Below are 23,429 nucleotides of genomic sequence, written 5' to 3' on the forward strand. Positions count from 1 at the left end.
CCGGATCACGCGTTGAGCCGCGCCCTCGTGCGCTCCGTGCCGGACACGGTCACCGAACGGCTCTCGGACCTCGGGAACATCCCGGTCGCCGTGCCCGTGCTCGCCCTGGCCATGGCCTACGCCGCCCGGCGCGGCCGGGTCCGCGCCGCGCTCGCCGCCGGGCTCGCGATGGCCCTGGTGCCGGCCCTGGTGGTGCCGTTGAAGGCCTGGACGGCGCGCCCGGGCCCGCTGGAGCCCTGGGCCGCGGGGTACTTCCCCTCGGGTCACACCGCCACCGCGTTCGTGGCCTACGCGGGCGCCGCCGTGCTCGTCGGCCCGTACGCCCGCCGCCGGTGGCCCGCGGCCGTCGCCCTCGTGCTGACGGGGGCGACGGCCGCGGGGCTCGTCCTGCGCGGGTTCCACTGGCCGCTGGACGTGGTGGCGAGCCTGCTGCTGTGCACGCCGCTGGTGCTGGCGGTCAGGTGGTCCGACCGTGGTAGCGGTCGAAGTTCTTCGAGAACTCCCAGGAGCCGAACCGGTCCCAGTTGATCGACCAGGTCATCAGTCCGCGCAGCGCGGGCCAGGTGCCGTGGGTCTGGTAGGTCCCGCAGTTCGTCTTCTTCGTCAGGCAGTCCAGCGCCTTGTTCACCTCGGCGGGCGGGGTGTGTCCGTTGCCCGCGTTCGGGGTGGCGGGGAGGCCGATGGCGACCTGTTCGGGGCGCAGCGGCGGGAAGACGCGGGCGGTGTTCCCGGCGACGGGGAAGCCGGTGAGGAGCATGTCGGTCATGGCGATGTGGAAGTCGGCGCCGCCCATGGAGTGGTACTGGTTGTCCAGGCCCATGATCGGTCCCGAGTTGTAGTCCTGGACGTGGAGCAGGGTCAGGTCGTCGCGCAGGGCGTGGATGACGGGCAGGTAGGCGCCGGCGCGCGGGTCCTGGCCGCCCCAGGGGCCGGATCCGTAGAACTGGTAGCCGAGCTGGACGAAGAAGGTCTCGGGGGCCATCGTCAGGACGAAGTCCGCTCCGTAGCGGGCCTTGAGCGTCTTCACGGCGGAGATCAGGTTGACGATGACCGGGGTGGTGGGGGCGCGGAAGTCGGTGTCGCCGGCGGCGAGGGACAGGGAGTGGCCCTCGAAGTCGATGTCGAGGCCGTCGAGGCCGTACTCGTCGATGATCCTTCCGACGGAGGCGACGAAGGCGTCGCGGGCGGCGGTGGTGGCGAGTTGCACCTGTCCGTTCTGGCCGCCGATGGAGATGAGGACCTTCTTGCCGGCCGCCTGCTTGGCCTTGATCGCGGCCTTGAACTCGGCGGGGCTCTCCACGTTCGGGCATTCGGCGACCGGGCACAGCGAGAAGCGGATGTCGCCGGAGGTGACGGAGGTCGGCTCGCCGAAGGCCAGGTTGATCACGTCCCAGGAGGCGGGTACGTCGGCCATCCGGACGTAGCCGGAGCCGTTGGCGAAGCTCGCGTGGAGGTAGCCGACGAGGGCGTGGGCGGGCAGGCCGGGATCGCCCGGTTCGCCGCCGCCGGCGGTCGTGGTCGCGGTGACGGCGGCGCTCAGGGGTGATTCGCCGGCCGCGTTGACGGCGCTGACGCGGAAGGAGTACGTGGTGGAGGCGGCGAGGCCGGTGACGGTCGTCGAGGTGCCGGCGACGGTCAGGGGCGCGGCGCCCTCGCGGTGGACCCGGTACGAGGCGGCACCGGGGGCAGCGGCCCAGGAGAGGTTCACGCCGCTCGCGCCGGCCGCGGACGCCGTGAGGCCGGTGGGGGCGGCCGGGGGCAGGGGCGGGGTCTGGCCCGGGTCGGGGCCGACGACGGAGAGGTCGTCGGTGAGGTGGGCCGGCTGGCCGTACCAGCCGTGGGTGAAGACGGTCACGGTGGTGGTGTCGGGGCCGGTGCGGAAGGTGGTGGTGAGCTGCTTCCAGGCGCCCGGGCTCTGGGTCCAGGTGGACACGTCGGTGGTGCCGGTGCCGCTCGCGCCGAGGTAGACGTACGCGCCCTGCACCCAGGCGCCGAGCGTGTACGTGGAGTCCGGCTTGACGGTGACGCTCTGGGAGCAGCGGGCGTTGTCCTGGCCGGCGGGGGTGGCCCTGAGGGCGGCGGCGCCGCCGTGGACGGGGCCGGCGACGACGCTGCCGCTGCCGCCCGAGCAGCTCCAGCCGTCGAGGCCGGCCTCGAAGCCGCCGTTGCGGGCGAGGTCGGCGTCGGCCGCGCCGGCCGGTGGGCCCGCGGCGAGGAGTCCGGCCACCGCGAGGGCGGCGGCCGCGAGGAGGGACATGGCTCTGCGCACAACTGCCTCCGGAACATGGGGGGATGGAGCCAGGCCGCCGCTGATCGGACGGCGGCGCCCAACATGGTCCAGACCAATCCCGTTGTCAAGGGGTGCGGCCGTCCGCCCCCCGTACGCGCGGGGCCGCCTCGTGCATCGCGAGCTCCAGCACCGTCGGGTCGGTGAGCGTGCCCCGGCCGTCCGGGACCACCAGCCAGCGGACCCCGCCCGTCGCCCGGCCGGGGTACGGGACCACGATCCAGGTGCCGTGCCCGGCCGCCCGTACGCCCGTGCCGAGCCAGTGCGAGGCCGTGCCCGGGGGCACGAGGAAACCCAGCCGGGTGTCGCCGAAATCGCCGAGCACCGGACCGGGCCGCTCGGGGCGACGGCCGAGCACGTCGAGGGTGGCCAGCCCCAGCTCCCCCGGCAGGATCAGCACGTCCCACCGCCGACCCGCGGGCAGCAGGGTCACGCCGAGGGGGTTGCGCTCCCACTCCCACCGGCAGGCATCGGGGTCCGGCGCCACCGAAACCAGCCATTCCACCGCCGTCTTGTCCCCCGGGAACGTCATCGCCCGGCCTCCGTTCGTCTCGTGTCGGTGAGGTGTCCTCACCGGGAGAGAGCGGGGCCGGGCGGGGGTATGACGCGACTCGCGGCGGCCCGTCGGGGTGAACCGGGTCACGTGGTCAAGGCCGGGGAGCGCGTCGGAGGGCGCCGGGGGCGTGCCGGGGTCCCCCCGCGGCCGCCCCGGCCGGGCCTCAGCTGTCGAAGCCGAGGCCGAAGCGGTCCAGCGTGCGCAGCCACAGGTTGCGGCGCCCGCCGTGGGTGTCGGCGCGGGCCAGCGACCACTTGGTGAGGGTGATCCCGGTCCAGGCGAAGGGCTCCGGCGGGAACGGCATCGGCTTGCTGCGCACCATCTCCAGCCGGGTGCGCTCGCTGCGCACCCCGTCGAGGAGGTCGAGCATGACCTCGGCCCCGAAGCGGGTGGCCCCGACGCCGAGGCCGGTGTAGCCGGAGGCGTAGGCCACCTTGCCGGAGTGGGCCGTGCCGAAGAACGCCGAGAAGCGGGAGCAGGTGTCGATCGCCCCGCCCCACGCGTGGCTGAACCTGAGCCCCTCCAGCTGCGGGAACGCGGTGAAGAAGTGCTCGGCCAGCTTGAGGTAGGTCTCAGGGCGGTGGTCGTACTCGGAGTCGAGCTTTCCCCGGTAGGGGTAGATGGCGTCGTAGCCGCCCCACAGGATGCGGTGGTCGGGGGTGATGCGGAAGTAGTGGAACTGGTTGGCGCTGTCGCCGAGGCCCTGACGGCGCTTCCAGCCGATGGCGTCGAGCTGTTCCGGCGAGAGCGGCTCGGTCATGAGGGCGTAGTCGTACACCGGCACCGTGAACGGGCGGATCCGCTTGACCAGCGAGGGGAAGATGTTCGTGCCGAGCGCGACCCGGCGGGCGGCGATCACCCCGTACGGGGTCTGCACGGTCATCCCGGAGCCCGCCGAGGAGATCTTCAGGCCGCGCGTGTTCTCGTAGATCCGCACGCCCAGCTCCAGGCAGGCGCGCTTGAGGCCCCAGGCGAGCCGGGCCGGGTTGAGCATGGCGACGCCGTCGCGGTCCCAGAGGCCGGCGAGGAAGGTCGGGGAGTCGACCTCGGCGCGCAGCGCGTCGCGGTCAAGCCATTCGGAGCCGTCGGCGAGACCGAGCCGGCGCGCCTCCTCGTGGAGTTCGCGCAGCTCCTCGACCTGGTGGGGTTCGGTGGCCACGTCGATCTCGCCGGTGCGCTCGAAGTCGCAGTCGATGCCGTAGCGGGCGACCGCCGCCTCGATCTCGTCGAGGTTGCGGGCGCCCATCTCCTCCAGCTTCGCCAGCTCGTCGGGCCAGCGGGCGATGCCGTTGGCGAGTCCGTGGGTGAGGGAGGCGGCGCAGAACCCGCCGTTGCGGCCGGAGGCGGCCCAGCCGGCCTCCTTGCTCTCGATCAGGACCACGTCCCGGCCGGGGTCGCGTTCCTTGGCGATGAGCGCGGTCCACAGCCCGCTGTAGCCGGCGCCGATGACGAGCAGGTCGCACCGCTCGTTCGCGGTGAGCGTCGGCTCGGCGGGGGGCTTGCCGGGGTCGTCCAGCCAGTACGAGACCGGCTTCGCCTCGGAAAGGGATTTCGCAACACTACGCATGGCGACCGGTGCCATGGCTTCCAACTCCCTACGGAACTGATGACGCGCGTTTCCGAATTACTTCGGTTGTGCCTTCTTGCGGCGGTTGCCGACCATCTGGCCGGCGAGGACCACCAGCACCGCGATGACGAACATCGCCGTGCCGATGACGTTGATCTGTACAGGCGTACCGCGCTGGGCCGATCCCCACACGAACATGGGGAAGGTGACGGTGTTGCCCGAGTTGAAGTTGGTGATGATGAAGTCGTCGAACGACAGGGCGAACGACAGCAGGGCGCCCGCGGCGATGCCGGGGGCGGCGATCGGCAGGGTCACCCGCAGGAACGTCTGCACGGGCCCCGCGTAGAGGTCGCGGGCGGCCTCCTCCAGCCTCGGGTCCATCGACAGGACGCGCGCCTTGACGGCGGCCACGACGAAGCTGAGGCAGAACATCACGTGGGCGATCAGGATGGTCCAGAAGCCCAGCCGGATGCCCATGTTCAGGAACAGGGCGAGCAGCGAGGCCGCCATCACGATCTCCGGCATGGCCATCGGCAGGAAGATCAACGAGTTGACCGCGCCCCGCGCGCGAAAGCGGTAGCGCACCAGCGCGAAGGCTATGGCGGCGCCGAGGACGGTGGCGCCGATGGTGGCCCACAGGGCGATCTGGAGGGACAGCGCGAGGGATCCGCACAGGTCGGCGACCCCGCAGGGGTCCTTCCAGGCGTCGAGCGAGAACTCCTGCCAGGCGTAGTTGAACCGCCCGGTGGGGTTGTTGAAGGAGAAGACCGTCACCACGACGTTCGGCAGGATCAGGTACGCGAGCGTGCCCAGGCCCGCGATGACGACGAGGTTGCGGCGCAGCCACGCAAGGGGCTTGTTCATCAGACCAGGTCCTCCGTCCCCGCCCGGCGGATGTAGATGGTGACCATGATCAGCACGATGGCCATGAGGATGAAGGACAGCGCGGCCGCGGTCGGGTAGTCGAGGATGCGCAGGTACTGCGACTGGATGACGTTTCCGATCATCCGGGTGTCCGTGGAGCCGAGCAGCTCCGCGTTGACGTAGTCGCCGCTGGCCGGGATGAAGGTCAGCAGCGTGCCCGAGACCACGCCCGGCATGGAGAGCGGGAAGGTCACCTTGCGGAACACCGTGGCGGGACGGGCGTAGAGGTCGCCCGCGGCCTCGTGGAGGCGGGTGTCGATGCGCTCCAACGAGGTGTACAGCGGCAGGATCATGAAGGGCAGGAAGTTGTACGTCAGACCGCACACCACCGCGAGGGGGGTGGCGAGGACGCGCTCCCCCTCGGTCATGCCGAGCCAGCCGGTGACGTCGAGGAAGCCGATCGCGTTGAGGACCCCGACGACGGGGCCGCCGTCGGCCAGGATCGTCTTCCAGGCCAGGGTGCGGATCAGGAAGCTGGTGAAGAACGGGGCGATGACGAGGATCAGCAGCAGGTTGCGCCACCGGCCGGCCTTGAAGGCGATCAAGTAGGCCAGCGGGTAGCCCAGCAGCAGGCACAGGGCGGTCGCGGTGCCCGCGTAGAGCAGGGAGCGCAGGAACTGCGGGTAGTACTCGGTGAAGGCGTCCCAGTAGGTGGCGAAGTGCCAGGTGACCTCGAAGCCCTCCTCGAGCGAGCCGGTCTGCACCGAGGTGGACGCCTGGTAGACCATCGGCAGCACGAAGAAGACGAGCAGCCACAGGATCCCGGGAAGCAGCAGCCAGTACGGGACCAGGCGCTTGCGCGTCGACGGCCTGTGCACCGGGGGTTCGGCGGGGGCGGGCGCCTGCGGGGGCGCGACGGTGGCGGTCACGCGCTCTCCTCGACGGTCTCGACGCCCGCGTCGCCCATCGTCCCCGCGAGCACGGACTGGGCGGCGTCGAGTCCGAAGGTGTGCTCGGGGTTCCAGTGCAGGACGACCTCGGCGCCGGGCACCAGGCGGGTGTCGCGCTCGATGTTCTGGACGTAGACCTCCAGCTCCGGGCAGACCGGGCTGTCGATCACGAACTGGGTGGAGACGCCGATGAAGGAGGAGGCGACGATCCTGCCGGTCACCCGGTTGCGGCCCGGCGCGAGGGCGTGCGCCTCGTCGGCGGGGACCAGGGAGATCTTCTCGGGGCGGACGCCGACGAGGAGGTTCCCGCCGGCCTTCGGGGTGGTCGAACACCGTGCGCCGGGCAGCCGCAGCCGGGTGCCGGCCGCCGAGACCACGACCTCCTCGCCCGCGGCGTCGACGGAGGCCTGGATGAGGTTGGAGGTGCCGAGGAAGTTCGCGACGAAGGTGGTGCGCGGGTTCTCGTACAGCTCGGCGGGGGCGCCCAGCTGTTCGACGCGTCCACCGTTCATCACCGCGACCGTGTCGGCCATGGTCATGGCCTCCTCCTGGTCGTGCGTGACGTGCACGAAGGTGATGCCGACCTCGGTCTGGATCCGCTTGAGCTCCAGCTGCATCTGGCGGCGCAGCTTGAGGTCGAGGGCGCCCAGCGGCTCGTCGAGGAGGAGCACCTGGGGGTGGTTGATCAGGGCGCGGGCGACGGCGACGCGCTGCTGCTGCCCGCCGGAGAGCTGGTGCGGCTTGCGCTGCGCGAACTGGCCGAGCTGGACGAGGTCCAGCATGTCGTCGACCTGCTTCTTGACGGACTTGATGCCGCGTCGGCGCAGCCCGAAGGCGATGTTCTCGAAGATGTCCATGTGCGGGAACAGGGCGTAGCTCTGGAAGACGGTGTTCACCGGGCGCTTGTACGGCGGCAGGTGCGTGACCTCGCGCTCGCCGAGGCTGACCGTGCCGGTGGAGGGCTCCTCCAGGCCGGCGATCATGCGCAGGGTGGTGGTCTTCCCGCAGCCGGAGGCGCCGAGCAGGGCGAAGAAGGAGCCCTGGGGGATGGTGAGGTCGAGGGGGTGCACGGCGGTGAAGGAGCCGTAGTGCTTGCTGATCCCGGCGAGGCGGACGTCCCCGCTCGCGGTCTTGTCAGTCATGGGCCTGGGCCTTCGGTGGTGTGTCGTCGGAAGGGGGACGGGGCGCGGGGGGTGCGGGGACCGGGCGCCGTACGGCGTGCGGAGGGTGCGTCAGGCTCCGATGAGCTTGGCGAACTTCTCCTCGTACGCCGTCTCCTCCTCGCTGCCGAGGGAGCGGAAGGCGTGGGACTTGGCGGTCATCGCCTTGTCCGGGACGATCAGCGTGTTCTGCGCGAGCGCGGGATCGATCTTGGCGAGCTCGTCCCCGACCCCTTCGACGGGGCATACGTAGCTGATGAACGCGGCCAGCCGGGCCGCCACCGGGAGCTCGTAGTAGTAGTCGATGAGCTTCTCGGCGTTGGCCTTGTGCCGGGCCTTCGCGGGGACCAGCAGGTTGTCGCTGGAGGTGATGTAGCCGGCGGCGGGGATCGCGTACTTGATGTCGGGGTTGCCGGCCTGGAGCTGGATGACGTCGCCCGCCCAGGCGAGGCAGGCCGCGATGTCGCCCTTGTCGAGGTCGGCGGTGTAGTCGTTGCCGGTGAAGCGGCGGATCTGCTTGGTGTCGACGCCCTTCTGGAGGCGGCCGATGGCCCCGTCGTAGTCGGCGGTGGTGAAGTTCGCCGGGTCCTTGCCCTGGTCGAGGAGGGTCATGCCGACGGTGTCGCGCATCTCCGTGAGGAAGCCGACCCGGCCCTTGAGGGTGGGGTCGTCGAGGAGTTGGGTGACGGAGTCGACCTTCCGTCCCTCGGTGGCCTTCTCGTTGTAGGCGATGACGGTGGAGATGCCGGTCCACGGGTAGCTGTACGCGCGGCCGGGGTCCCAGTCGGGGCTGCGGAACTGGGGGGAGAGGTTGGCGTAGGCGTGCGGCAGGTGGGAGGCGTCCAGGCGCTGGGCCCAGCCGAGTCGGATGATGCGGGCCGCGAGCCAGTCGGTGACGACGATCAGGTCGCGGCCGGTGTCCTGGCCGGCCGCGAGCTGCGGGCGGATCTTCCCGAAGAACTCGACGTTGTCGTTGATGTCCTCGGTGTACTTGACCTCGATGCCGGTCCGCTTGGTGAACTCCTCCAGCGTGGGACGGGACTTCTCGTCCTCGCTGGTGTCCATGTACTCGGTCCAGTTGGAGAAGACGAGTTCCTTCTCCCGGTCCGAGTGGTCGTCGGAGGCGGCCGCCTGTCCGCCCTCGCGCTTGGCGGGCGGGATCCCGCACGCGGTGAGGGAGGACAGGCCCCCGAGGGTGAGCGCTCCGAGGCCGGAGGCGCGCAGGAGAGAACGGCGGGTGAGGGCCCCGCGCCCGCTGGTGAGGCTGCGCCGCATCGCGGCCAGCTGCGGCGCCGAGAGGCTGCCGGGCTCGAACTGCTCCATGAGCTGTGCCCTTTCGGGATGGGTGTGCCGCTGGTCAGGCGGAGTCGGCCACGCGGTGGTAGCCGCGTGCGGTCAGGTGCGGTCCCCGAAGATCGTGCGGTGCCAGTTCTTCGCGGCGACCGCAGTATTGTCGAACATCACATGCTTGACCTGCGTGTACTCCTCGAACGAGTAGGCGCTCATGTCCTTGCCGAACCCACTGGCCTTGTAACCGCCGTGGGGCATCTCGCTGATGATCGGGATGTGGTCGTTGACCCACACGCAGCCCGCCTTCAGCTCCCGGGTGGCGCGGCCCGCCCGGTAGAGGTCGCGGGTCCAGGCGGACGCGGCGAGCCCGTACGGGGTGTCGTTGGCCAGCGCCAGCCCCTCCTCGTCGGTGTCGAAGGGCAGCACGACCAGCACCGGCCCGAAGATCTCGGACTGGACCACCTCGCTGTCCTGCGCCGCGCCGGTGATGAGGGTGGGGCGGTAGAAGGCACCCGCCGCCCGGTCCCCGCCCGGGACCTCACCGCCGGTGACGACGGTGGCGTACGAGCGGGCCCGCTCGACGAACCCGGCGACGCGGTCGCGCTGGGCGTGCGAGACCAGCGGGCCGAGGTCGGTGTCGGGGGCGAACGGGTCGCCGACGCGGACGCCCTCCATCAGCTCGGCCACCCGCGCGACGAAGGCGTCGTGGAGGGGGCGCTGGACGTAGGCGCGGGTGGCGGCCGTGCAGTCCTGTCCGGTGTTGATGAGGGAGGCGGCCACGGCCCCGTGGGCGGCGGCCTCCGGGTCGGCGTCGTCGAAGACCACGAAGGGGGCCTTGCCGCCGAGTTCGAGGTGGAGCCGCTTCACGGTGGCGGTGGCGATCTCCGCGACCCGCTTGCCGACGGCGGTGGAGCCGGTGAAGGAGGTCATGACCACGTCGGGATGGCCGACCAGGTGCTCCCCCGCGTCGCGGCCCGCGCCGGTGACGATGTTGATCACACCGTCGGGCAGGCCCGCCTCCTTGGCCGCCTGGGCGAACATCAGGGAGGTCAGGGGGGTGAGTTCGGCCGGCTTCAGCACGATCGTGTTGCCCGCGGCCACGGCCGGGAGGATCTTCCACGCGGCCATCTGGAGCGGGTAGTTCCAGGGGGCGATGGAGCCGACGACCCCGATCGCCTCGCGGCGCACGTAGGAGGTGTGGTCCGCGCTGTACTCGCCGGCCGCCTGTCCCTGGAGGTGGCGGGCCGCGCCCGCGAAGAAGGCGGTGTTGTCGATGGTGCCCGGTACGTCGAACTCCGTCGTCAGCCTCAGCGGCTTGCCGCACTGCAGGGACTCGGCGTACGCGAAGTCCTCCGCCTGCGCGGCCAGTACGCCGGCCAGCCGGTGCAGCGCGTCCGAGCGCTCCCCGGGGGTGGCGGCCGACCAGGCCGGGAAGGCCCGCGCGGCCGCGGCGACGGCCTCGTCCACGTCGGCCGTGCCGGCCAGTTCGTAGGTGAGGACCTCCTCCCCGGTGGCGGGATCGATCACGGTGTGCGAACGTCCTGAGGTACCCGACCTCAGGCGCCCGTCGATGTACTGCGCGCCGTCTGCGAAGCGGTCCTTGACCTGGAAGCGGTTGCCCATCACGCTCTCACGCTCTCCGTAGCTACAGCTCGAATTGAGTGCCGATCCTGGCAGAGGCGTTCTCCTCAGCCAAGGGATTCCGTTGTTGCCTTTTGATTACGCGACGGAATCGGTCGACCATGTGTCGAGGCGCGACCGAAATCCCGTACGAAGTGTCCGTGGTGGCTGTCAGACTCGCGTGCATGGAGATGATCGACACGTTGATCGGGCAGGTCAGCCGGGGTGAACGGGTGAAGTTCCTGCCCTTCTGGGGGCACCGACCGCAGGCGGACGGCCGGCTCGGCCCGAGCTGCCTCAGCCAGTGGTGGCCCTCCGCCTTCACCGTGGGTGAGGTCCGGTACGCCACGGCGGAACACTGGATGATGGCGGGCAAGGCCCGCCTCTTCGGGGACGCCGCGGCCGAGCGGGCGGCCCTGGAGGCGAAGACCCCGGGGGCGGCCAAGACCGCCGGCCGACTGGTCCGCGGTTTCGACGACGCCGTCTGGGAGCGGGAGCGGTTCGCCCTGGTCGTGGAGGGCAGCGTGCACAAGTTCGGCTCGGACCCGGCCCTGCGCGCCTACCTGCTGGGCACGGGCTCGCGCGTCCTGGTCGAGGCGAGCCCGCTCGACCGGATCTGGGGCATCGGCCTCGCCGCCGACGACGACCGGGCACTGGACCCCGCCCGCTGGCGCGGGCTGAACCTGCTCGGCTTCGCGCTGATGGAAGCCCGCGAACGGCTGCGCGCCGAGGCCGCGTGAACCCCGCGGAGCGGCGCCGGGTCGCCGCGGTCATCGTCCGCGACGACCGCGTCCTGATGGTGCGCGAGCGGCACCGGGGCCCGTCCGGGCTGCACGACGGGGAGGAGTACTGGACCCTGCCGGGCGGCGGCGTGGAGCCCGGCGAGGATCCGGAGGCGGCCGTACGGCGGGAGGTGGCGGAGGAGACGGGGCTGCGCGCCCTGGAGGTGCGGTACGCGTTCGACGCGCCGTACCCCTCCGGCCGGACCGCCTGCTACCGGGTGGAGGTCGCCCCCGGGGAGCCGCGGCTCGGGGTGGACGCGGACCTGGAGTGCGCGTGCCCCCGGATGGTGGGGCTGGTCTGGGTTCCGGCGGCGCGCGCGGAGCCCGGCGGGGAGTACATGGTGGCGACGCTGCTCAAGGCCGCCCCGCGGTGACACCGCGGCCATGCGGCGCCCCCTCTTCGTACGGCCGTGCCGAGTGCTGCCACCGACAGTGACGGCTCTGCCTACGATGAGGACGAACCGCCCGCACCCGCGTCTCCCGGAGGCCCACCCATGACCGACCTGCACCCCTTCATCGCGGGGCTGCCCAAGGCCGAACTCCACGTCCACCACGTCGGTTCCGCCTCCCCCCGCATCGTGGCCGAACTCGCCTCCCGCCACCCCGACTCGAAGGTCCCCACCGACCCCGAGGCGCTGGCCGACTACTTCACCTTCACCGACTTCGCCCACTTCATCGAGGTCTACCTGTCGGTGGTCGACCTGGTCCGCACCCCCGACGACGTCCGCACCCTGACCTTCGAGGTCGCGCGCGACATGGCCCGGCAGAACATCCGGTACGCCGAGCTGACCATCACCCCGTACTCCTCCACCCGCCGCGGCATCGACGAGAAGGCCTTCATGGCCGCCATCGAGGACGCCCGCGTGGCCGCCGAGGCCGAACTCGGCGTCATCCTGCGCTGGTGCTTCGACATCCCCGGCGAGGCCGGACTGGAGGCCGCCGCCGAGACCGCGCGCCTCGCCGTCGACCTGCGCCCCGAGGGCCTCGTCTCCTTCGGCCTGGGCGGCCCCGAGATCGGCGTCCCGCGCCCGCAGTTCAAGCCCTACTTCGACCGGGCCCGCGCCGCCGGCCTGCACAGCGTCCCGCACGCCGGCGAGACCACCGGCCCGGAGACGATCTGGGACTCCATCCGCGAGCTGGGCGCCGAGCGCATCGGTCACGGCACGAGCGCCACGCAGGACCCGGAGCTGCTGAAGTACCTCGCCGAGCACCGGATCGCCCTGGAGGTCTGCCCGACCTCCAACATCGCCACGCGCGCCGTCACCGACCTCGACCGGCACCCCGTCAAGGAGATGGTGGCCGCGGGCGTGCTCGTCACCATCAACAGCGACGACCCGCCGATGTTCGGCTCCGACCTCAACAACGAGTACGCGGTCGCCGCCCGCCTCCTGGACCTCGACGAGCGCGGTCTCGCCCGGCTCGCGAAGAACGCCGTCGAGGCCTCCTTCCTGGACGAGGCCGGCAAGGCGAAGCTGAACGCGGAGATCGACACGTACACCGACGCCTGGCTCGCCCGCTGAACTCCCCCCGAGAATGGGGAGCATGAACACCCTTATCTCGGTCGGCCACCGCGGCGATCCCTACCGCTTCCGTGAGAACACCCTCGCCTCCGTCCGCTCCGCCTTCGCGCGCGGAGCGGACGCGGTGGAGCTCGACGTACGGCTGACCCGTGACGGGGTACCGGTCCTGCTCCACGACGAGACCCTCCTGCGGTTGTGGGGGCACGACGTACGACTGGACGCGGTGACCTCCTCCCAGCTGCGGGAACTGACGGCGGGCGGGGTCCCGACCCTGCGCGAGGCGCTGATGGCGGCCGGCGCCGGCCGGGTGATGCTCGACCTGCTGGGCGCCTCGACGGAGTCGGTGCGCACCGTCGTCGACCTGGTGCGCGAGTGCGGGGCGCGCGACCGTACGTACTACTGCGCCGGCCCGAACACCATGCTGGCGGTCCGCGCCGCCGATCCGGGGGCGGAGATCGCGCTGACCTGGACCACCCTGTCGCCGCCGCGGCGGGTGCTGCTCGACGCGGTGGCCCCGCGCTGGCTGAACTACCGCTTCGGGCTGGTCAGCCGGGAACTGACCGACGCGCTGCACCGGGACGGCCTGCTGGTGTCGGCGTGGACGCCCGACACGAAGGCCTCGATGCGCGCCGTCGTCAAGGCCGGCGCCGACTCCGTCACCACCAACCGGGTGGACGCGTTGGCCGAGGTCAGAGCCGGACTCGGGCGGTGATACGGGCCCTTCGGGAGGAGGTCCTCGGGGCGGATCCCCGCCGGCGGGACCTCGGGCTGGCCCTGCTGGTGCAGGTGGCCGTCACGATGCCGTTCGTGGTGCCCCGCTCGCCCGAGCTCCCGGCCGCGACCTGGACCTCGTACGCGATGACCACGGCCGCCGTGGTGCCGCTGATCTGGCGGCGCCGGGCGCCGGTGGCCGTGCTGTGCGCGAACGTGGTCCTCGGAGGGGTCTACCAGGTCGCCTTCGAGGGGCCCGGGCAACCGCTGCCGTACGCGGGGCTGATCGCCTTCTACACCGTCGCCCTGATGTGCGCCCCGCGGGTCCGCGCGGCCGTGGGGCTGGGCACCGCGGCGGCGGTCGCGCTGTCGGTGGGCTGGGAGACGGGGACGGCGCGGGAGCTGCTGTTCACGCTCTTCGTCTCGGGGGCGGCCTACGCGCTGGGGCGCCTGCAGTACACGCGGCAGGCCTACACCGAGGCCGTCGAGGCCCGCGCCGCCGAACTGGAACGGGTCAACCGGATCGAGGCGGAACAGGCCGCCGCGCGCGAACGGGCCAGGATCGCCCGCGAGATGCACGACATCCTGTCGCACGCGGTCAGCATCATGGTCGTGCAGGCGGAGGCGGGCCCCGTGGCCGTCCGCAGGGCGCCGGAGCGGGCGGAGGCCGCCTTCGAGGCGATCGCGGAGACGGGACGGGACGCCATGGGCCAGCTGCGCGCGATGCTGGGCGTGCTGCGCACCGACGCGGGGGCGCCGCGCACCCCTCAGCCGGGGATCGCCGCGCTGCCGGAGCTGCTGGACCGGGTCCGGGCCGGCGGTCTTCGGGTGGCGTACGAGCGGACCGGCGCGGTGCGCGAGGTGTCGGCCGGACTGGGGACGACGGTGTACCGGGTGGTGCAGGAGGCCCTCACGAACGTGGTGCGGCACGCCGGCGCCGCCTCGGCGCGGGTGGCGCTCGCGTACGGGCCGGACGAGCTCACGGTGACGGTGACGGACGACGGCCGGGGCCCCGGCGGCGCCCCGGGCGGCGGGCATGGCCTGATCGGGATCCGGGAGCGGGCGGCGGCGCACGCGGGGACGGCGTGGAGCGGTCCGGGCCCGGACGGGCGGGGGTACGCGGTGCGGGTCACCCTTGTAACCTCGCCGCTGGGGGTGGGGAATTGACGATCCGTGTGGTGGTGGCCGACGACCAGGAGCTGGTGCGCAGCGGCTTCGCGATGATCCTGGGCGTCCAGGAGGACATCGAGGTCGTGGCGGAGGTCGGGGACGGCGCGGCGGCGGTGGCGGCCGTGGAGCGGCTCGCCCCGGACGTGGCGCTGTTGGACGTGCGGATGCCGGTGCTGGACGGGATCGAGGCCTGTCGGGCGATCTCGGCGCGCGGTGCGTGCCGGACGGTGATGCTGACGACCTTCGACTCGGACGAGTACGTGTACGAGGCGCTGCACGCGGGGGCCAGTGGTTTCCTGCTGAAGGACGTGCGGCGGGACGATCTGGTGCACGCGGTGAGGGTGGTGGCGGCGGGCGAGTCCCTGCTGGCGCCGTCGGTGGCGCGGCGGCTGATCGAGGAGTACACGGCGGTGACGGCGCGGCCGCCGGCGGGCCCGGACCTGGCGGCGGACCGGTTGGAGGTGTTGACGGCGCGCGAGCGGGAGACGTTGCTGCACCTGGGGCGGGGACTGTCGAACGCGGAGATCGCGGCGGCGTTGGTGGTGAGCGAGCACACGGTGAAGTCGCACGTGGGGAACGTGCTGGCGAAGCTGGGGCTGCGGGACCGGATCCAGGCGGTGATCTGCGCGTACGAGACGGGGTTGATCGCGGCGGGTTCGGCGTCGTCGTAGCGGACCCGTGGCGGTGCCCGCCGCGGACCCGTGGCCGTGCCGGCTGCAGACCGTGGCGGTGCCCGCCGCGGGACTTCCCCTCGCCTCCTCCCTCTCGGGTTTCTCCCTCCGGAGAGGGAGGGGACGGCGTGTCGACTCCCTCGCGCCGGCTATTCGTCACACCGGTGAAGACCCCTCTCGGTGGTGATCCGCGCCGGCCGCGCCGGCGGCAGCATGGAGTCATCGGGGCAGCGGGCCCCGCGGATCTCACAGGGGGACGTCATGAGGGCTACGACGCGCACGCTGATCGCCGCCGCGCTGGTCTTGGGCATCGGCGCGGGGCCGGTGGCGGGGGCGCAGGCGGCGTCCGGGAGGGCGGGCTTCCCGGCCGGTGCCTCGGCGCCGGCGCCGCAGCCGTCGGTGGTGACCCCGCCGAACGCGGCGGCGCTGGAGAAGGCCATCGCGGGTTTGGGAGCCGATCACGCGGACGCGACGGCCGCGCTGGTGCGGGTGGGCGGTACGGGCGGGAGCTGGCGGGGCTCCTCCGGTGTCGCGGACGTCCGTACGGGTCGGGCGGCGATCGCGGAGGGCCGCTTCCGGGCCGGGTCGGTGACGAAGACGTTCACGGCCGCGGTGGTGCTCCAGTTGGTCGCCGAGGGCCGCATCCGGCTGGAGGGGACGGTGCAGGAGTACCTGCCGGGGTTGTTGCCGGCGAGCTTCAAGCCGGTCACCGTGCGGCAGTTGCTGAACTACACGAGCGGCATCCGCCCGGCCGACAGCCCGGGTGACACCTTCGCGGACGCCTACGCCCACCGTTTCGACGTGGAGGACCCGCGCCGGATGATCGCGAACGCGGTCGCCAAGGGGCCCGAGTTCGACCCGGGCACCCGGCAGCACTACCTCAACATCGACTACACCGTCCTGGGCGTCCTCATCGAGAAGGTGACGGGCACCTCGTACGAGAAGGCGCTGACGGCGCGGATCCTGGAGCCCCTCGGGCTGCGCGACACCTCGCTGCCGGGTCGGACGCGGACGCGGATCCCGGGCCCGCACAACCACGGCTACCAGGCGGTGACCTCGCCCGACGGGACGCGGAAGCTGGTCGACGTGAGCGTGTGGGGTTCCTCGTGGGAGTGGGCCGCCGGGGACCTCATATCGACCACCGCCGACCTGGAGCGGTTCACGAAGGCCCTGTTCGGCGGACGGGTGGTGCCGGCGCGGCAGTTGGAGGAGATGTTCACCGTTCCGGCCGTCCCCGACGTCACCACCGGGGCGCCCGCCGATCAGACCGCCGGGCTGAGGCGGTTCGTCCTGGCGGACGGCACGGTGGCCTGGGGCAAGACCGGCGGTCGGCACGGCTACAACACCGCGATCGGTGCCACCCGCGACCTGTCCCGCACGCTGGTGTACTCGGTGAACTCCACCGATGCCAAGGGGCGGGACATGAACAAGGTGGCGTTCGGCATCGTGTCGGCGGCCTTCGCCGAGTAGCGGGGCGGGCGTCGCGCGATCACAGGCCGACGAGGGAGTTCCAGCGCTTGGCGAAGGACGGGCGCTCGGCCGAGGAGATGTCCCGGGCGACCACGAGCCGCTTGCGCATGGCCTCGTCCGGGAAGATCAGCGGATGCTCGGCGAGCGCTGCGGTCTCCTTGTCCGGGGAGCCGGCGAGGACCTCGCGGGCGGCGGGCACGGGGCAGACGTAGTTGACGGCGGCGGCGAGTTCGGCGGCCACCTCGGGGTCGTAGTAGTGGTCGACGAGGGCCTCGGCGTTGGCCTTGTGTCGGGCGAGGTTGGGGACCAGCAGGCTCTCCGCCCAGAGTTCGGCGCCCTCCTCGGGCACCACGAACTCGATGTCGGGGTTGTCTGCCTGGAGTTGGATGGCGTCGCCGGAGTACGCCTGGCAGGCCAGGACGTCGCCCTTGCTCAGGTCCGAGGTGTAGTCGTTGCCGGTGAAGCGGCGGATGTGCCCGCGCCGGACGAGGTCGGCCACCTGGTCGCACACCCGGTGGAAGTCGGAGTCGGTCCAGCGGGTGACGTCCACGCCGTTGCCCTGCATCAGCAGGGCGAAGGACTCGTCCAGGCCCGAGAAGAGGGTGACCTTGCCCGCCAGGTCCGGGTGCCACAGGTCGGCGACCGAGCGGATCTCGCGGCCCAGGGCCTTGCGGTTGTAGGCGATGCCGGTGATGCCCGACTGCCAGGGGACGGTGTGCAGCCGGCCCTCGTCGAAGGCGGGTGAGCGCAGCTGGGGGTCGAGGTGGCGGGCGACGTTGGCCTGTGCGGAGCGGTCCATCTTCTGGGCCCAGCCCAGGTGGACGAAGCGGGCGGCCATCCAGTCGCTGACCACGACGAGGTCGTGTCCGGTCTCCTGGCGGTTCATGAGGGCCGGGCTGACCTTGCCGAAGAACTCGTCGTTGTCGTTGATCTCCTCGCTGTAGCGGACCTCGATGCCGGTGCGCTCCGAGAAGGCCTCCAGGGTGGGGCGCGACTCCTCGTCGTCCTCGTCGGTGTCGATGTAGAGGGGCCAGTTGGAGAAGGCCACGCTCCGGTCCTCGGCCGACCGGTCCGGTCCGCGCCGGTGGCCCTCGGGAACGTAGGCGGCGGGAACTCCGCAGCCGACGAGGCCCGCGGCCAGGCCTGCGGCACCGAGGCCGCGCAGCACCGCGCGGCGGGAGAAGGCGAGTTGAGGCATGGGCACAGCCTCGAACACGGCGAAGGGGCGGGCAATAGACAAGGTGTCTACTGCCCGCCCCCGGCGGGAACTGTGGTGGTCAGTCCCCGAAGGGTCAGCCGTCGAGCGAGGTCATGACGTGCTTGATGCGGGTGTAGTCCTCGAAGCCGTAGGCGGACAGGTCCTTGCCGTAGCCGGACTTCTTGAAGCCGCCGTGGGGCATCTCGGCGACGAGCGGGATGTGGGTGTTGATCCACACGCAGCCGAAGTCGAGGTTCTTGGACATGCGCATGGCGCGTCCGTGGTCCTTGGTCCAGACGGAGGAGGCGAGGGCGAACTCGACGCCGTTCGCGTACTCCAGGGCCTGGGCCTCGTCGCTGAAGGACTGGACGGTGATGACGGGGCCGAAGACCTCGTTCTGGATGATCTCGTCGTCCTGCTTGAGGCCGGAGACGACGGTCGGGGCGTAGAAGTAGCCCTTGTCGCCGACGCGGTGGCCGCCCGCCTCGACCTTGGCGTGGGCGGGGAGGCGCTCGATGAAGCCCGCGACCTGCTTCAGCTGGTTCGGGTTGTTCAGCGCGCCGTAGAGCACGTCCTCGTCGTCCGGGGCGCCGGTCTTCGTCTCGGAGGCGGCCTTGGCCAGCGCCGCGACGAACTCGTCGTGGATCGACTCGTGGACGAGCACGCGGGTGGCGGCGGTGCAGTCCTGGCCGGCGTTGAAGTAGCCGGCGACGGCGATGTCCTCGACGGCCTTCGCGAGGTCGGCGTCCTCGAAGACCACGACGGGGGCCTTGCCGCCGAGCTCCAGGTGGACGCGCTTGACGTCCTTGGAGGCGCTCTCGGCGACCTGCATGCCGGCGCGCACCGAACCGGTGATGGAGGCCATCGCCGGGGTGGAGTGCTCGACCATGGCCTTGCCGGTCTCGCGGTCGCCGCAGACGACGTTGAAGACGCCCTTGGGCAGGATCGAGTCGATGATCTCGGCCATCAGGACGGTGGAGGCCGGGGTGGTGTCCGAGGGCTTGAGGACGACCGTGTTGCCCGCGGCGATGGCGGGCGCGAACTTCCACACGGCCATCATCATCGGGTAGTTCCACGGCGCGACCTGGGCGCAGACGCCGACCGGCTCGCGGCGGATGATCGAGGTCATGCCGTCCATGTACTCGCCGGCCGAACGGCCTTCGAGCAGGCGTGCGGCGCCGGCGAAGAAGCGGATCTGGTCCACCATCGGCGGCAGCTCCTCGCTGGCCGTGAGGCCCAGCGGCTTGCCGGTGTTCTCCGACTCGGCGGCCACCAGCTCGTCGGCGCGCGCCTCGAAGGCGTCCGCGATCTTGAGCAGGGCCTTCTGCCGCTCGGAGGGGGTGGTGTCGCGCCAGCCCGGGAAGGCGGCGGCGGCCGCGGCCATGGCGGCGTCCACGTCGGCCTGGCCGGACAGCGGCGCGGTCGCGTACACCTCGCCGGTGGCGGGGTTGACCACGTCGGTGGTCCGCCCGTCGGCGGCGTCCTTGAACTCCCCGCCGATGTAGTTGCGCAGACGACGCAGTTCGGTGGTCACTACAGCCACTCTCCTGATCACATGTCCAACGATTGAGACGACTACCAAAGACTAGCCCCTCCGGCGACGCTTTCGACAGGGCCAGATGCCGCCAACTACGAAATCCGTGCAATCGAAGACGCTCGACGACGGATTTCATCGCTTACGGGTTGCGGAACAGACGACTCCTCGTGCACAGTGAGGTCGTGGTCAGTCGAAGCGCAGATTCCAGGAACAGACAACCGTCCCCTTCGGTCGATGCTGTGTCCCTGGCGATCATCGAGCAACTGCAGGAGGACGGCCGCCGTCCCTATGCATCGATCGGCAAGGCCGTCGGCCTGTCCGAGGCGGCGGTGCGCCAACGCGTGCAGAAGCTGCTTGACCAGGGCGTCATGCAGATCGTCGCCGTCACCGACCCGCTCACCGTGGGCCTGCGACGCCAGGCCATGGTCGGCATCAACGTCGAGGGAGACCTCGACCCGGTGGCGGACGCACTCACCGCCATGGCCGAGTGCGAGTACGTGGTGATGACCGCGGGGTCGTTCGACCTGATGGTGGAGATCGTCTGCGAGGACGACGACCACCTGCTCGAAACGATCAACAAGAAGATCCGCACGCTCCCCGGCGTGCGATCAACCGAAAGCTTCGTTTACCTGAAGCTGAAGAAGCAGACCTACATGTGGGGAACTCGATAGCCCGTGAGCCAAGACCTCTCCAAGACCGCCTACGACCACCTGTGGATGCACTTCACCCGCATGTCGTCGTACGAGAACGCGCCCGTCCCCACCATCGTGCGGGGTGAGGGCACCTACATCTTCGACGACAAGGGCAAGCGCTACCTGGACGGTCTCGCGGGACTGTTCGTGGTCAACGCGGGTCACGGCCGCAAGGAGCTGGCCGAGGTCGCGTACAAGCAGGCCCAGGAGCTCGCGTTCTTCCCCGTGTGGTCGTACGCGCACCCCAAGGCCGTCGAGCTCGCCGAGCGCCTCGCCGACTACGCCCCGGGCGACCTGAACAAGGTCTTCTTCACCACCGGCGGCGGCGAGGCCGTCGAGACGGCCTGGAAGCTCGCCAAGCAGTACTTCAAGCTGCAGGGCAAGCACACCAAGTACAAGGTCATCTCCCGCGCGGTCGCCTACCACGGCACCCCGCAGGGCGCGCTGTCCATCACCGGCCTGCCGGCCCTGAAGGCCCCCTTCGAGCCGCTGGTGCCCGGCGCGCACAAGGTGCCGAACACCAACATCTACCGCGCCCCGATCCACGGCGACGACCCCGAGGCCTTCGGCCGCTGGGCCGCCGACCAGATCGAGCAGCAGATCCTCTTCGAGGGCCCCGACACCGTCGCCGCCGTCTTCCTGGAGCCGGTACAGAACGCCGGTGGCTGCTTCCCGCCGCCGCCCGGCTACTTCCAGCGCGTCCGCGAGATCTGCGACACCTACGACGTGCTGCTCGTCTCCGACGAGACGATCTGCGCCTTCGGCCGCCTCGGCACGATGTTCGCCTGTGACAAGTTCGGCTACGTGCCGGACATGATCACCTGCGCCAAGGGCATGACCTCGGGCTACTCCCCGATCGGCGCCTGCATCGTCTCGGACCGCATCGCGGAGCCCTTCTACAAGGGCGACAACACCTTCCTGCACGGCTACACCTTCGGCGGACACCCGGTGTCCTCCGCGGTCGCCATCGCCAACCTCGACATCTTCGACAAGGAAGGCCTGAACCAGCACGTGCTGGACCAGGAGGGCAACTTCTTCGACACCCTGAAGAAGCTGCACGACCTTCCGATCGTCGGCGACGTCCGCGGCAACGGCTTCTTCTACGGCATCGAGCTCGTGAAGGACAAGGTCACCAAGGAGTCCTTCACGGACGAGGAGACCGAGCGCGTGCTGTACGGCTTCCTCTCCAAGGCCCTCTTCGACAACGGCCTGTACTGCCGCGCCGACGACCGTGGCGACCCGGTCATCCAGCTGGCCCCGCCGCTGATCGCCGACCAGGGCACCTTCGACGAGATCGAAGGCATCCTGCGCTCGGTGCTCACCGAGGCGTGGACCAAGCTGTAGGACGCGCCGCGGACCGAGCCGCGAGGGCGTGAGCGCCCGGCCCCGCGTCCGTCGCGATAGTCCGATCACCTGGCCCGGATCCCCCGTTCGAGTGAGAACGAGGGGGTCCGGGCCGTGTGCTGTCACCATCCAAGACGTTCATCTCTTTACATCTCAGTGCGGCGCCAGTGACCGAAAGGGCTCCGCTTCGTTCCCCCGGACGGAGGTGTACGCCATGGTGGCTCCACCGGACAATGCCCCGCCTGCCGACGAGGTGCTCTGGGCACGGTCCCTTCACTACTCCCACAGCGGCTCGCCCGGCCTGATCGGCGTCTCCGTCGGAGTCCGGCAGGGAGAGATCCTCGCCGTGACGGGCCCCCGAGGCAGCGGGAAGACCACCCTGCTGCACTGCCTGACCGGCCGGCTCGTCCCCGAACAGGGCGAGGTCTGGTTCGACGGCCTCCCCCTGCACACCCTGCGCGCGACGGCCCGCGAGCGGCTGCGCCGCGACCGCTTCGCCTGGATCGGCCCCGATCCGCTGCTGCTGCCCGAGCTCAAGGTCTGGGAGAACGTCTCCCTGCCGCTGCTGCTCGCGGGCGCCTCCCACCGCGCCGCGCGGCACGTCGCCGGCGAGTGGCTCGACCGCCTCGACCTCGGCGCCTTCGCCCGCAAGCGCCCCGGCGCGCTCACCCGCTCCGAGGCCCAGCGCATCTCCCTGGCCCGCGCCCTCGTCGCCGAGCCCGCGGTGCTCTTCGCCGACGAGCCCACCGCCCCGCTGTACCGCGCCGAGCGCGCGCTGTTGCTCCGTACGCTGACCACGGCCGCCCGCTCGCACGGCATCACCGTGGTGCTCGCCACCCACGACGAGGAGACGGCCCGCGAGGCCGACCGGCGGCTGGACCTGCTCGACGGCCGCCCGGCCTCGACGGCGACCGCCCCCGACTCCCCCCGGACCACGGAGGACCAGGCCGCGTGCTCGCTCTCCGCCTAGTACGCGGCTCCCACCCCCTGGTCCAGCTGCGCCGACTGCTGGTCGCCGCCGCCGCGGCGGGCAGCGGATTCCTGCTGCTGTACGTCCTCGCGGGGGCGACCGCCGGAGCCGACGGATCGTTCCCCCGGCTGCTGTGGGCCCTGGTCCCGCTCGCCGCCACCGTCCACCTCGCCCTCGCCGTGGCCCGCACCGACCCGGCGACGCGCCCCCGCGAGGGCATGGACGCCGCCGGACTGGGACCCGTCACGCTCAGCCTGGTCGCGGCCGTCTCCACCGCCGTGGCCTGCACGCTCGGCAGCGTCGTGGCCCTCGCCGTGTTCCTGCACCTGCGGGGCGACGTCTCCGGACTGCCCTTCGACGGCGCGGGCGCCCGGATGCTCCACGCCGAACAGCCGCTGCCCGTGGCCGCCGCCCTCACCCTCCTGGCCCTGACCCCCCTGACGGCCTCGCTCGTGACGGCGCTCGCCCTGCGCCCCCGCCCCGCGCGCGACGGCCTGACCCCGCAGAGCGGGGTGCCCTGGGGGGTGGCGATCACCGCCTGCGGGCTCGCCGTCCTGGCCTACGCGGGACCCGGCGGCCCGGCGGTACCGGCCGGCTGGACCCTGATCGCGGTCGGACTCGCCCTCGCCGGGCCGGGCCTCGCCTACGCCTGCGGCACCCTGGTGCAGCTCGCGCGCCCCGGGGCCCTGCGGCTCCTGGCCGGGCGGGCCCTCCAGGAGGAGGCGCCCCGGCTGGGCCGCCCCCTCGGGGTGCTGTGCGCGATCGGCGCGGCCGCCGTGGTGGCCCTGCGCGGACCCGCCCTCGCCCCGCTCGGCCCGCTGACGGGACCGGCCGCCCTGCTGGTGGCGCTCTGCGCGGCCGCCACCCTGTTCACCTCGACCCTCGAAGCCCGCCACGACCGTTCCGCCGCCCGGGCGGCCCTGCTCGACCTCGGCGCCCCGGGCACGGTCCTGCGTACGGCCGCGACCCTGCGGGCCGGCGCCCTGCTCGCCGGTTGCGCGCCGCTCGTGTGGGGTGTGGCACAGCTGACGTCCCTGGCGTTGACCCGCTGACGGGTGCGGCCCTTAGGG

The 23,429-nt window shown here is 71.7% G+C and carries 22 protein-coding genes; 12 read left to right on the plus strand and 10 right to left on the minus strand.

The window, feature by feature from the left end; genetic code table 11:
* The first annotated feature begins 12 nt into the window (after positions 1-12).
* The gene (locus ACZ6ZI_RS13555; protein ID WP_469519693.1) at positions 13-528 is read left to right on the plus strand and encodes a phosphatase PAP2 family protein; all 516 of its coding nucleotides are present in this window, start codon (positions 13-15) and stop codon (positions 526-528) included.
* Here ACZ6ZI_RS13555 and ACZ6ZI_RS13560 read toward each other — a convergent pair.
* The 8 genes from ACZ6ZI_RS13560 to ACZ6ZI_RS13595 all read right to left on the minus strand — a co-directional run bounded on the left by ACZ6ZI_RS13560 (position 458) and on the right by ACZ6ZI_RS13595 (position 10,297).
* On the minus strand, positions 458-2,257 hold the full coding sequence (locus ACZ6ZI_RS13560; RefSeq protein ID WP_469520550.1) for a chitinase: 1,800 nt from the start codon (positions 2,255-2,257) through the stop codon (positions 458-460). The genes ACZ6ZI_RS13555 and ACZ6ZI_RS13560 overlap by 71 nt on opposite strands.
* Positions 2,258-2,354: 97 nt before the next feature.
* Positions 2,355-2,819 (minus strand): hypothetical protein, encoded by a 465-nt coding sequence (locus tag ACZ6ZI_RS13565; RefSeq protein ID WP_469519696.1) that lies wholly within the window; start codon positions 2,817-2,819, stop codon positions 2,355-2,357.
* Positions 2,820-3,006: 187 nt separating this feature from the next.
* On the minus strand, positions 3,007-4,425 hold the full coding sequence (locus ACZ6ZI_RS13570; protein WP_469519698.1) for an NAD(P)/FAD-dependent oxidoreductase: 1,419 nt from the start codon (positions 4,423-4,425) through the stop codon (positions 3,007-3,009).
* A gap of 42 nt (positions 4,426-4,467) precedes the next feature.
* A complete protein-coding gene (locus ACZ6ZI_RS13575) occupies positions 4,468-5,274 on the minus strand; it encodes an ABC transporter permease (RefSeq protein ID WP_469519701.1) in 807 nt (268 codons plus the stop codon).
* A complete protein-coding gene (locus ACZ6ZI_RS13580) occupies positions 5,274-6,203 on the minus strand; it encodes an ABC transporter permease (protein WP_469519704.1) in 930 nt (309 codons plus the stop codon). Before ACZ6ZI_RS13580 ends, ACZ6ZI_RS13575 begins: the two co-directional genes overlap by 1 nt.
* Positions 6,200-7,366, minus strand: coding sequence for an ABC transporter ATP-binding protein (locus ACZ6ZI_RS13585; RefSeq protein ID WP_469519707.1), 1,167 nt, complete (start codon positions 7,364-7,366; stop codon positions 6,200-6,202). Before ACZ6ZI_RS13585 ends, ACZ6ZI_RS13580 begins: the two co-directional genes overlap by 4 nt.
* Positions 7,367-7,456: 90 nt before the next feature.
* Entirely contained in the window at positions 7,457-8,707 is a 1,251-nt protein-coding gene (locus tag ACZ6ZI_RS13590) for a polyamine ABC transporter substrate-binding protein (protein WP_469519709.1), read from the minus strand.
* Between the two features lie 72 nt (positions 8,708-8,779).
* Positions 8,780-10,297, minus strand: coding sequence for a gamma-aminobutyraldehyde dehydrogenase (locus ACZ6ZI_RS13595; RefSeq protein WP_469520553.1), 1,518 nt, complete (start codon positions 10,295-10,297; stop codon positions 8,780-8,782).
* 182 nt (positions 10,298-10,479) lie between these two features.
* Here ACZ6ZI_RS13595 and ACZ6ZI_RS13600 point away from each other — a divergent pair, with 182 nt between their 5' ends.
* The 7 genes from ACZ6ZI_RS13600 (at position 10,480) to ACZ6ZI_RS13630 (ending at position 16,618) form a co-directional block, all read left to right on the plus strand.
* A complete protein-coding gene (locus tag ACZ6ZI_RS13600; protein ID WP_469519711.1) occupies positions 10,480-11,034 on the plus strand; it encodes an NADAR family protein in 555 nt (184 codons plus the stop codon).
* The gene (locus tag ACZ6ZI_RS13605) at positions 11,031-11,450 is read left to right on the plus strand and encodes an NUDIX hydrolase (protein ID WP_469519714.1); all 420 of its coding nucleotides are present in this window, start codon (positions 11,031-11,033) and stop codon (positions 11,448-11,450) included. Before ACZ6ZI_RS13600 ends, ACZ6ZI_RS13605 begins: the two co-directional genes overlap by 4 nt.
* Before the next feature lie 120 nt (positions 11,451-11,570).
* Positions 11,571-12,596: an adenosine deaminase gene (locus tag ACZ6ZI_RS13610; RefSeq protein WP_469519716.1), complete on the plus strand. Its 1,026-nt coding sequence runs from the start codon at positions 11,571-11,573 to the stop codon at positions 12,594-12,596.
* 13 nt (positions 12,597-12,609) lie between these two features.
* Positions 12,610-13,308, plus strand: a complete 699-nt coding sequence (locus tag ACZ6ZI_RS13615; RefSeq protein ID WP_469519720.1) for a glycerophosphodiester phosphodiesterase — start codon at positions 12,610-12,612, stop codon at positions 13,306-13,308.
* Positions 13,305-14,474 carry a sensor histidine kinase gene (locus tag ACZ6ZI_RS13620; RefSeq protein WP_469519723.1) on the plus strand — a complete coding sequence of 390 codons (1,170 nt, stop codon included), beginning with the start codon at positions 13,305-13,307 and terminating at the stop codon, positions 14,472-14,474. Before ACZ6ZI_RS13615 ends, ACZ6ZI_RS13620 begins: the two co-directional genes overlap by 4 nt.
* Positions 14,471-15,148, plus strand: coding sequence for a response regulator (locus tag ACZ6ZI_RS13625; protein ID WP_469519726.1), 678 nt, complete (start codon positions 14,471-14,473; stop codon positions 15,146-15,148). The genes ACZ6ZI_RS13620 and ACZ6ZI_RS13625 overlap by 4 nt, the downstream gene beginning before the upstream one ends.
* 261 nt (positions 15,149-15,409) lie before the next feature.
* Positions 15,410-16,618, plus strand: coding sequence for a serine hydrolase domain-containing protein (locus ACZ6ZI_RS13630; RefSeq protein WP_469519729.1), 1,209 nt, complete (start codon positions 15,410-15,412; stop codon positions 16,616-16,618).
* A gap of 19 nt (positions 16,619-16,637) precedes the next feature.
* On the opposite strand, the gene ACZ6ZI_RS13635 is transcribed toward ACZ6ZI_RS13630, so the two are convergent.
* A complete protein-coding gene (locus ACZ6ZI_RS13635) occupies positions 16,638-17,816 on the minus strand; it encodes a polyamine ABC transporter substrate-binding protein (protein ID WP_469519732.1) in 1,179 nt (392 codons plus the stop codon).
* Positions 17,817-17,910: 94 nt separating this feature from the next.
* On the minus strand, positions 17,911-19,350 hold the full coding sequence (locus tag ACZ6ZI_RS13640) for a gamma-aminobutyraldehyde dehydrogenase (protein ID WP_469520556.1): 1,440 nt from the start codon (positions 19,348-19,350) through the stop codon (positions 17,911-17,913).
* A 170-nt stretch (positions 19,351-19,520) separates the two neighbouring features.
* Between ACZ6ZI_RS13640 and ACZ6ZI_RS13645 the strand changes: the two genes are divergently transcribed.
* The 4 genes from ACZ6ZI_RS13645 to ACZ6ZI_RS13660 all read left to right on the plus strand — a co-directional run bounded on the left by ACZ6ZI_RS13645 (position 19,521) and on the right by ACZ6ZI_RS13660 (position 23,411).
* Positions 19,521-20,024, plus strand: coding sequence for an Lrp/AsnC family transcriptional regulator (locus ACZ6ZI_RS13645; protein WP_007266859.1), 504 nt, complete (start codon positions 19,521-19,523; stop codon positions 20,022-20,024).
* 3 nt (positions 20,025-20,027) lie between these two features.
* Positions 20,028-21,389, plus strand: a complete 1,362-nt coding sequence (locus tag ACZ6ZI_RS13650) for an aspartate aminotransferase family protein (protein ID WP_361597958.1) — start codon at positions 20,028-20,030, stop codon at positions 21,387-21,389.
* A 214-nt stretch (positions 21,390-21,603) separates the two neighbouring features.
* The gene (locus ACZ6ZI_RS13655; RefSeq protein ID WP_469519737.1) at positions 21,604-22,359 is read left to right on the plus strand and encodes an ABC transporter ATP-binding protein; all 756 of its coding nucleotides are present in this window, start codon (positions 21,604-21,606) and stop codon (positions 22,357-22,359) included.
* Positions 22,341-23,411 (plus strand): hypothetical protein, encoded by a 1,071-nt coding sequence (locus ACZ6ZI_RS13660; protein WP_469519739.1) that lies wholly within the window; start codon positions 22,341-22,343, stop codon positions 23,409-23,411. Before ACZ6ZI_RS13655 ends, ACZ6ZI_RS13660 begins: the two co-directional genes overlap by 19 nt.
* Positions 23,412-23,429: the final 18 nt, after the last annotated feature.

The organism is Streptomyces sp. NPDC103540 (genome assembly GCF_055584445.1).

What these genes read in the sequence shown, in the direction of transcription:
- ACZ6ZI_RS13585 (WP_469519707.1), bottom strand. Translation starts at nt 7,366, where the DNA reads ATGACTGACAAGACCGCGAGCGGGGACGTCCGCCTCGCCGGGATCAGC.
- ACZ6ZI_RS13575 (WP_469519701.1), bottom strand. Translation starts at nt 5,274, where the DNA reads ATGAACAAGCCCCTTGCGTGGCTGCGCCGCAACCTCGTCGTCATCGCG.
- ACZ6ZI_RS13635 (WP_469519732.1), bottom strand. Translation starts at nt 17,816, where the DNA reads ATGCCTCAACTCGCCTTCTCCCGCCGCGCGGTGCTGCGCGGCCTCGGT.
- ACZ6ZI_RS13570 (WP_469519698.1), bottom strand. Translation starts at nt 4,425, where the DNA reads ATGGCACCGGTCGCCATGCGTAGTGTTGCGAAATCCCTTTCCGAGGCG.
- ACZ6ZI_RS13600 (WP_469519711.1), top strand. Translation starts at nt 10,480, where the DNA reads ATGGAGATGATCGACACGTTGATCGGGCAGGTCAGCCGGGGTGAACGG.
- ACZ6ZI_RS13655 (WP_469519737.1), top strand. Translation starts at nt 21,604, where the DNA reads ATGGTGGCTCCACCGGACAATGCCCCGCCTGCCGACGAGGTGCTCTGG.
- ACZ6ZI_RS13610 (WP_469519716.1), top strand. Translation starts at nt 11,571, where the DNA reads ATGACCGACCTGCACCCCTTCATCGCGGGGCTGCCCAAGGCCGAACTC.
- ACZ6ZI_RS13615 (WP_469519720.1), top strand. Translation starts at nt 12,610, where the DNA reads ATGGGGAGCATGAACACCCTTATCTCGGTCGGCCACCGCGGCGATCCC.
- ACZ6ZI_RS13630 (WP_469519729.1), top strand. Translation starts at nt 15,410, where the DNA reads ATGAGGGCTACGACGCGCACGCTGATCGCCGCCGCGCTGGTCTTGGGC.
- ACZ6ZI_RS13595 (WP_469520553.1), bottom strand. Translation starts at nt 10,297, where the DNA reads ATGGGCAACCGCTTCCAGGTCAAGGACCGCTTCGCAGACGGCGCGCAG.
- ACZ6ZI_RS13565 (WP_469519696.1), bottom strand. Translation starts at nt 2,819, where the DNA reads ATGACGTTCCCGGGGGACAAGACGGCGGTGGAATGGCTGGTTTCGGTG.
- ACZ6ZI_RS13560 (WP_469520550.1), bottom strand. Translation starts at nt 2,257, where the DNA reads ATGTCCCTCCTCGCGGCCGCCGCCCTCGCGGTGGCCGGACTCCTCGCC.
- ACZ6ZI_RS13590 (WP_469519709.1), bottom strand. Translation starts at nt 8,707, where the DNA reads ATGGAGCAGTTCGAGCCCGGCAGCCTCTCGGCGCCGCAGCTGGCCGCG.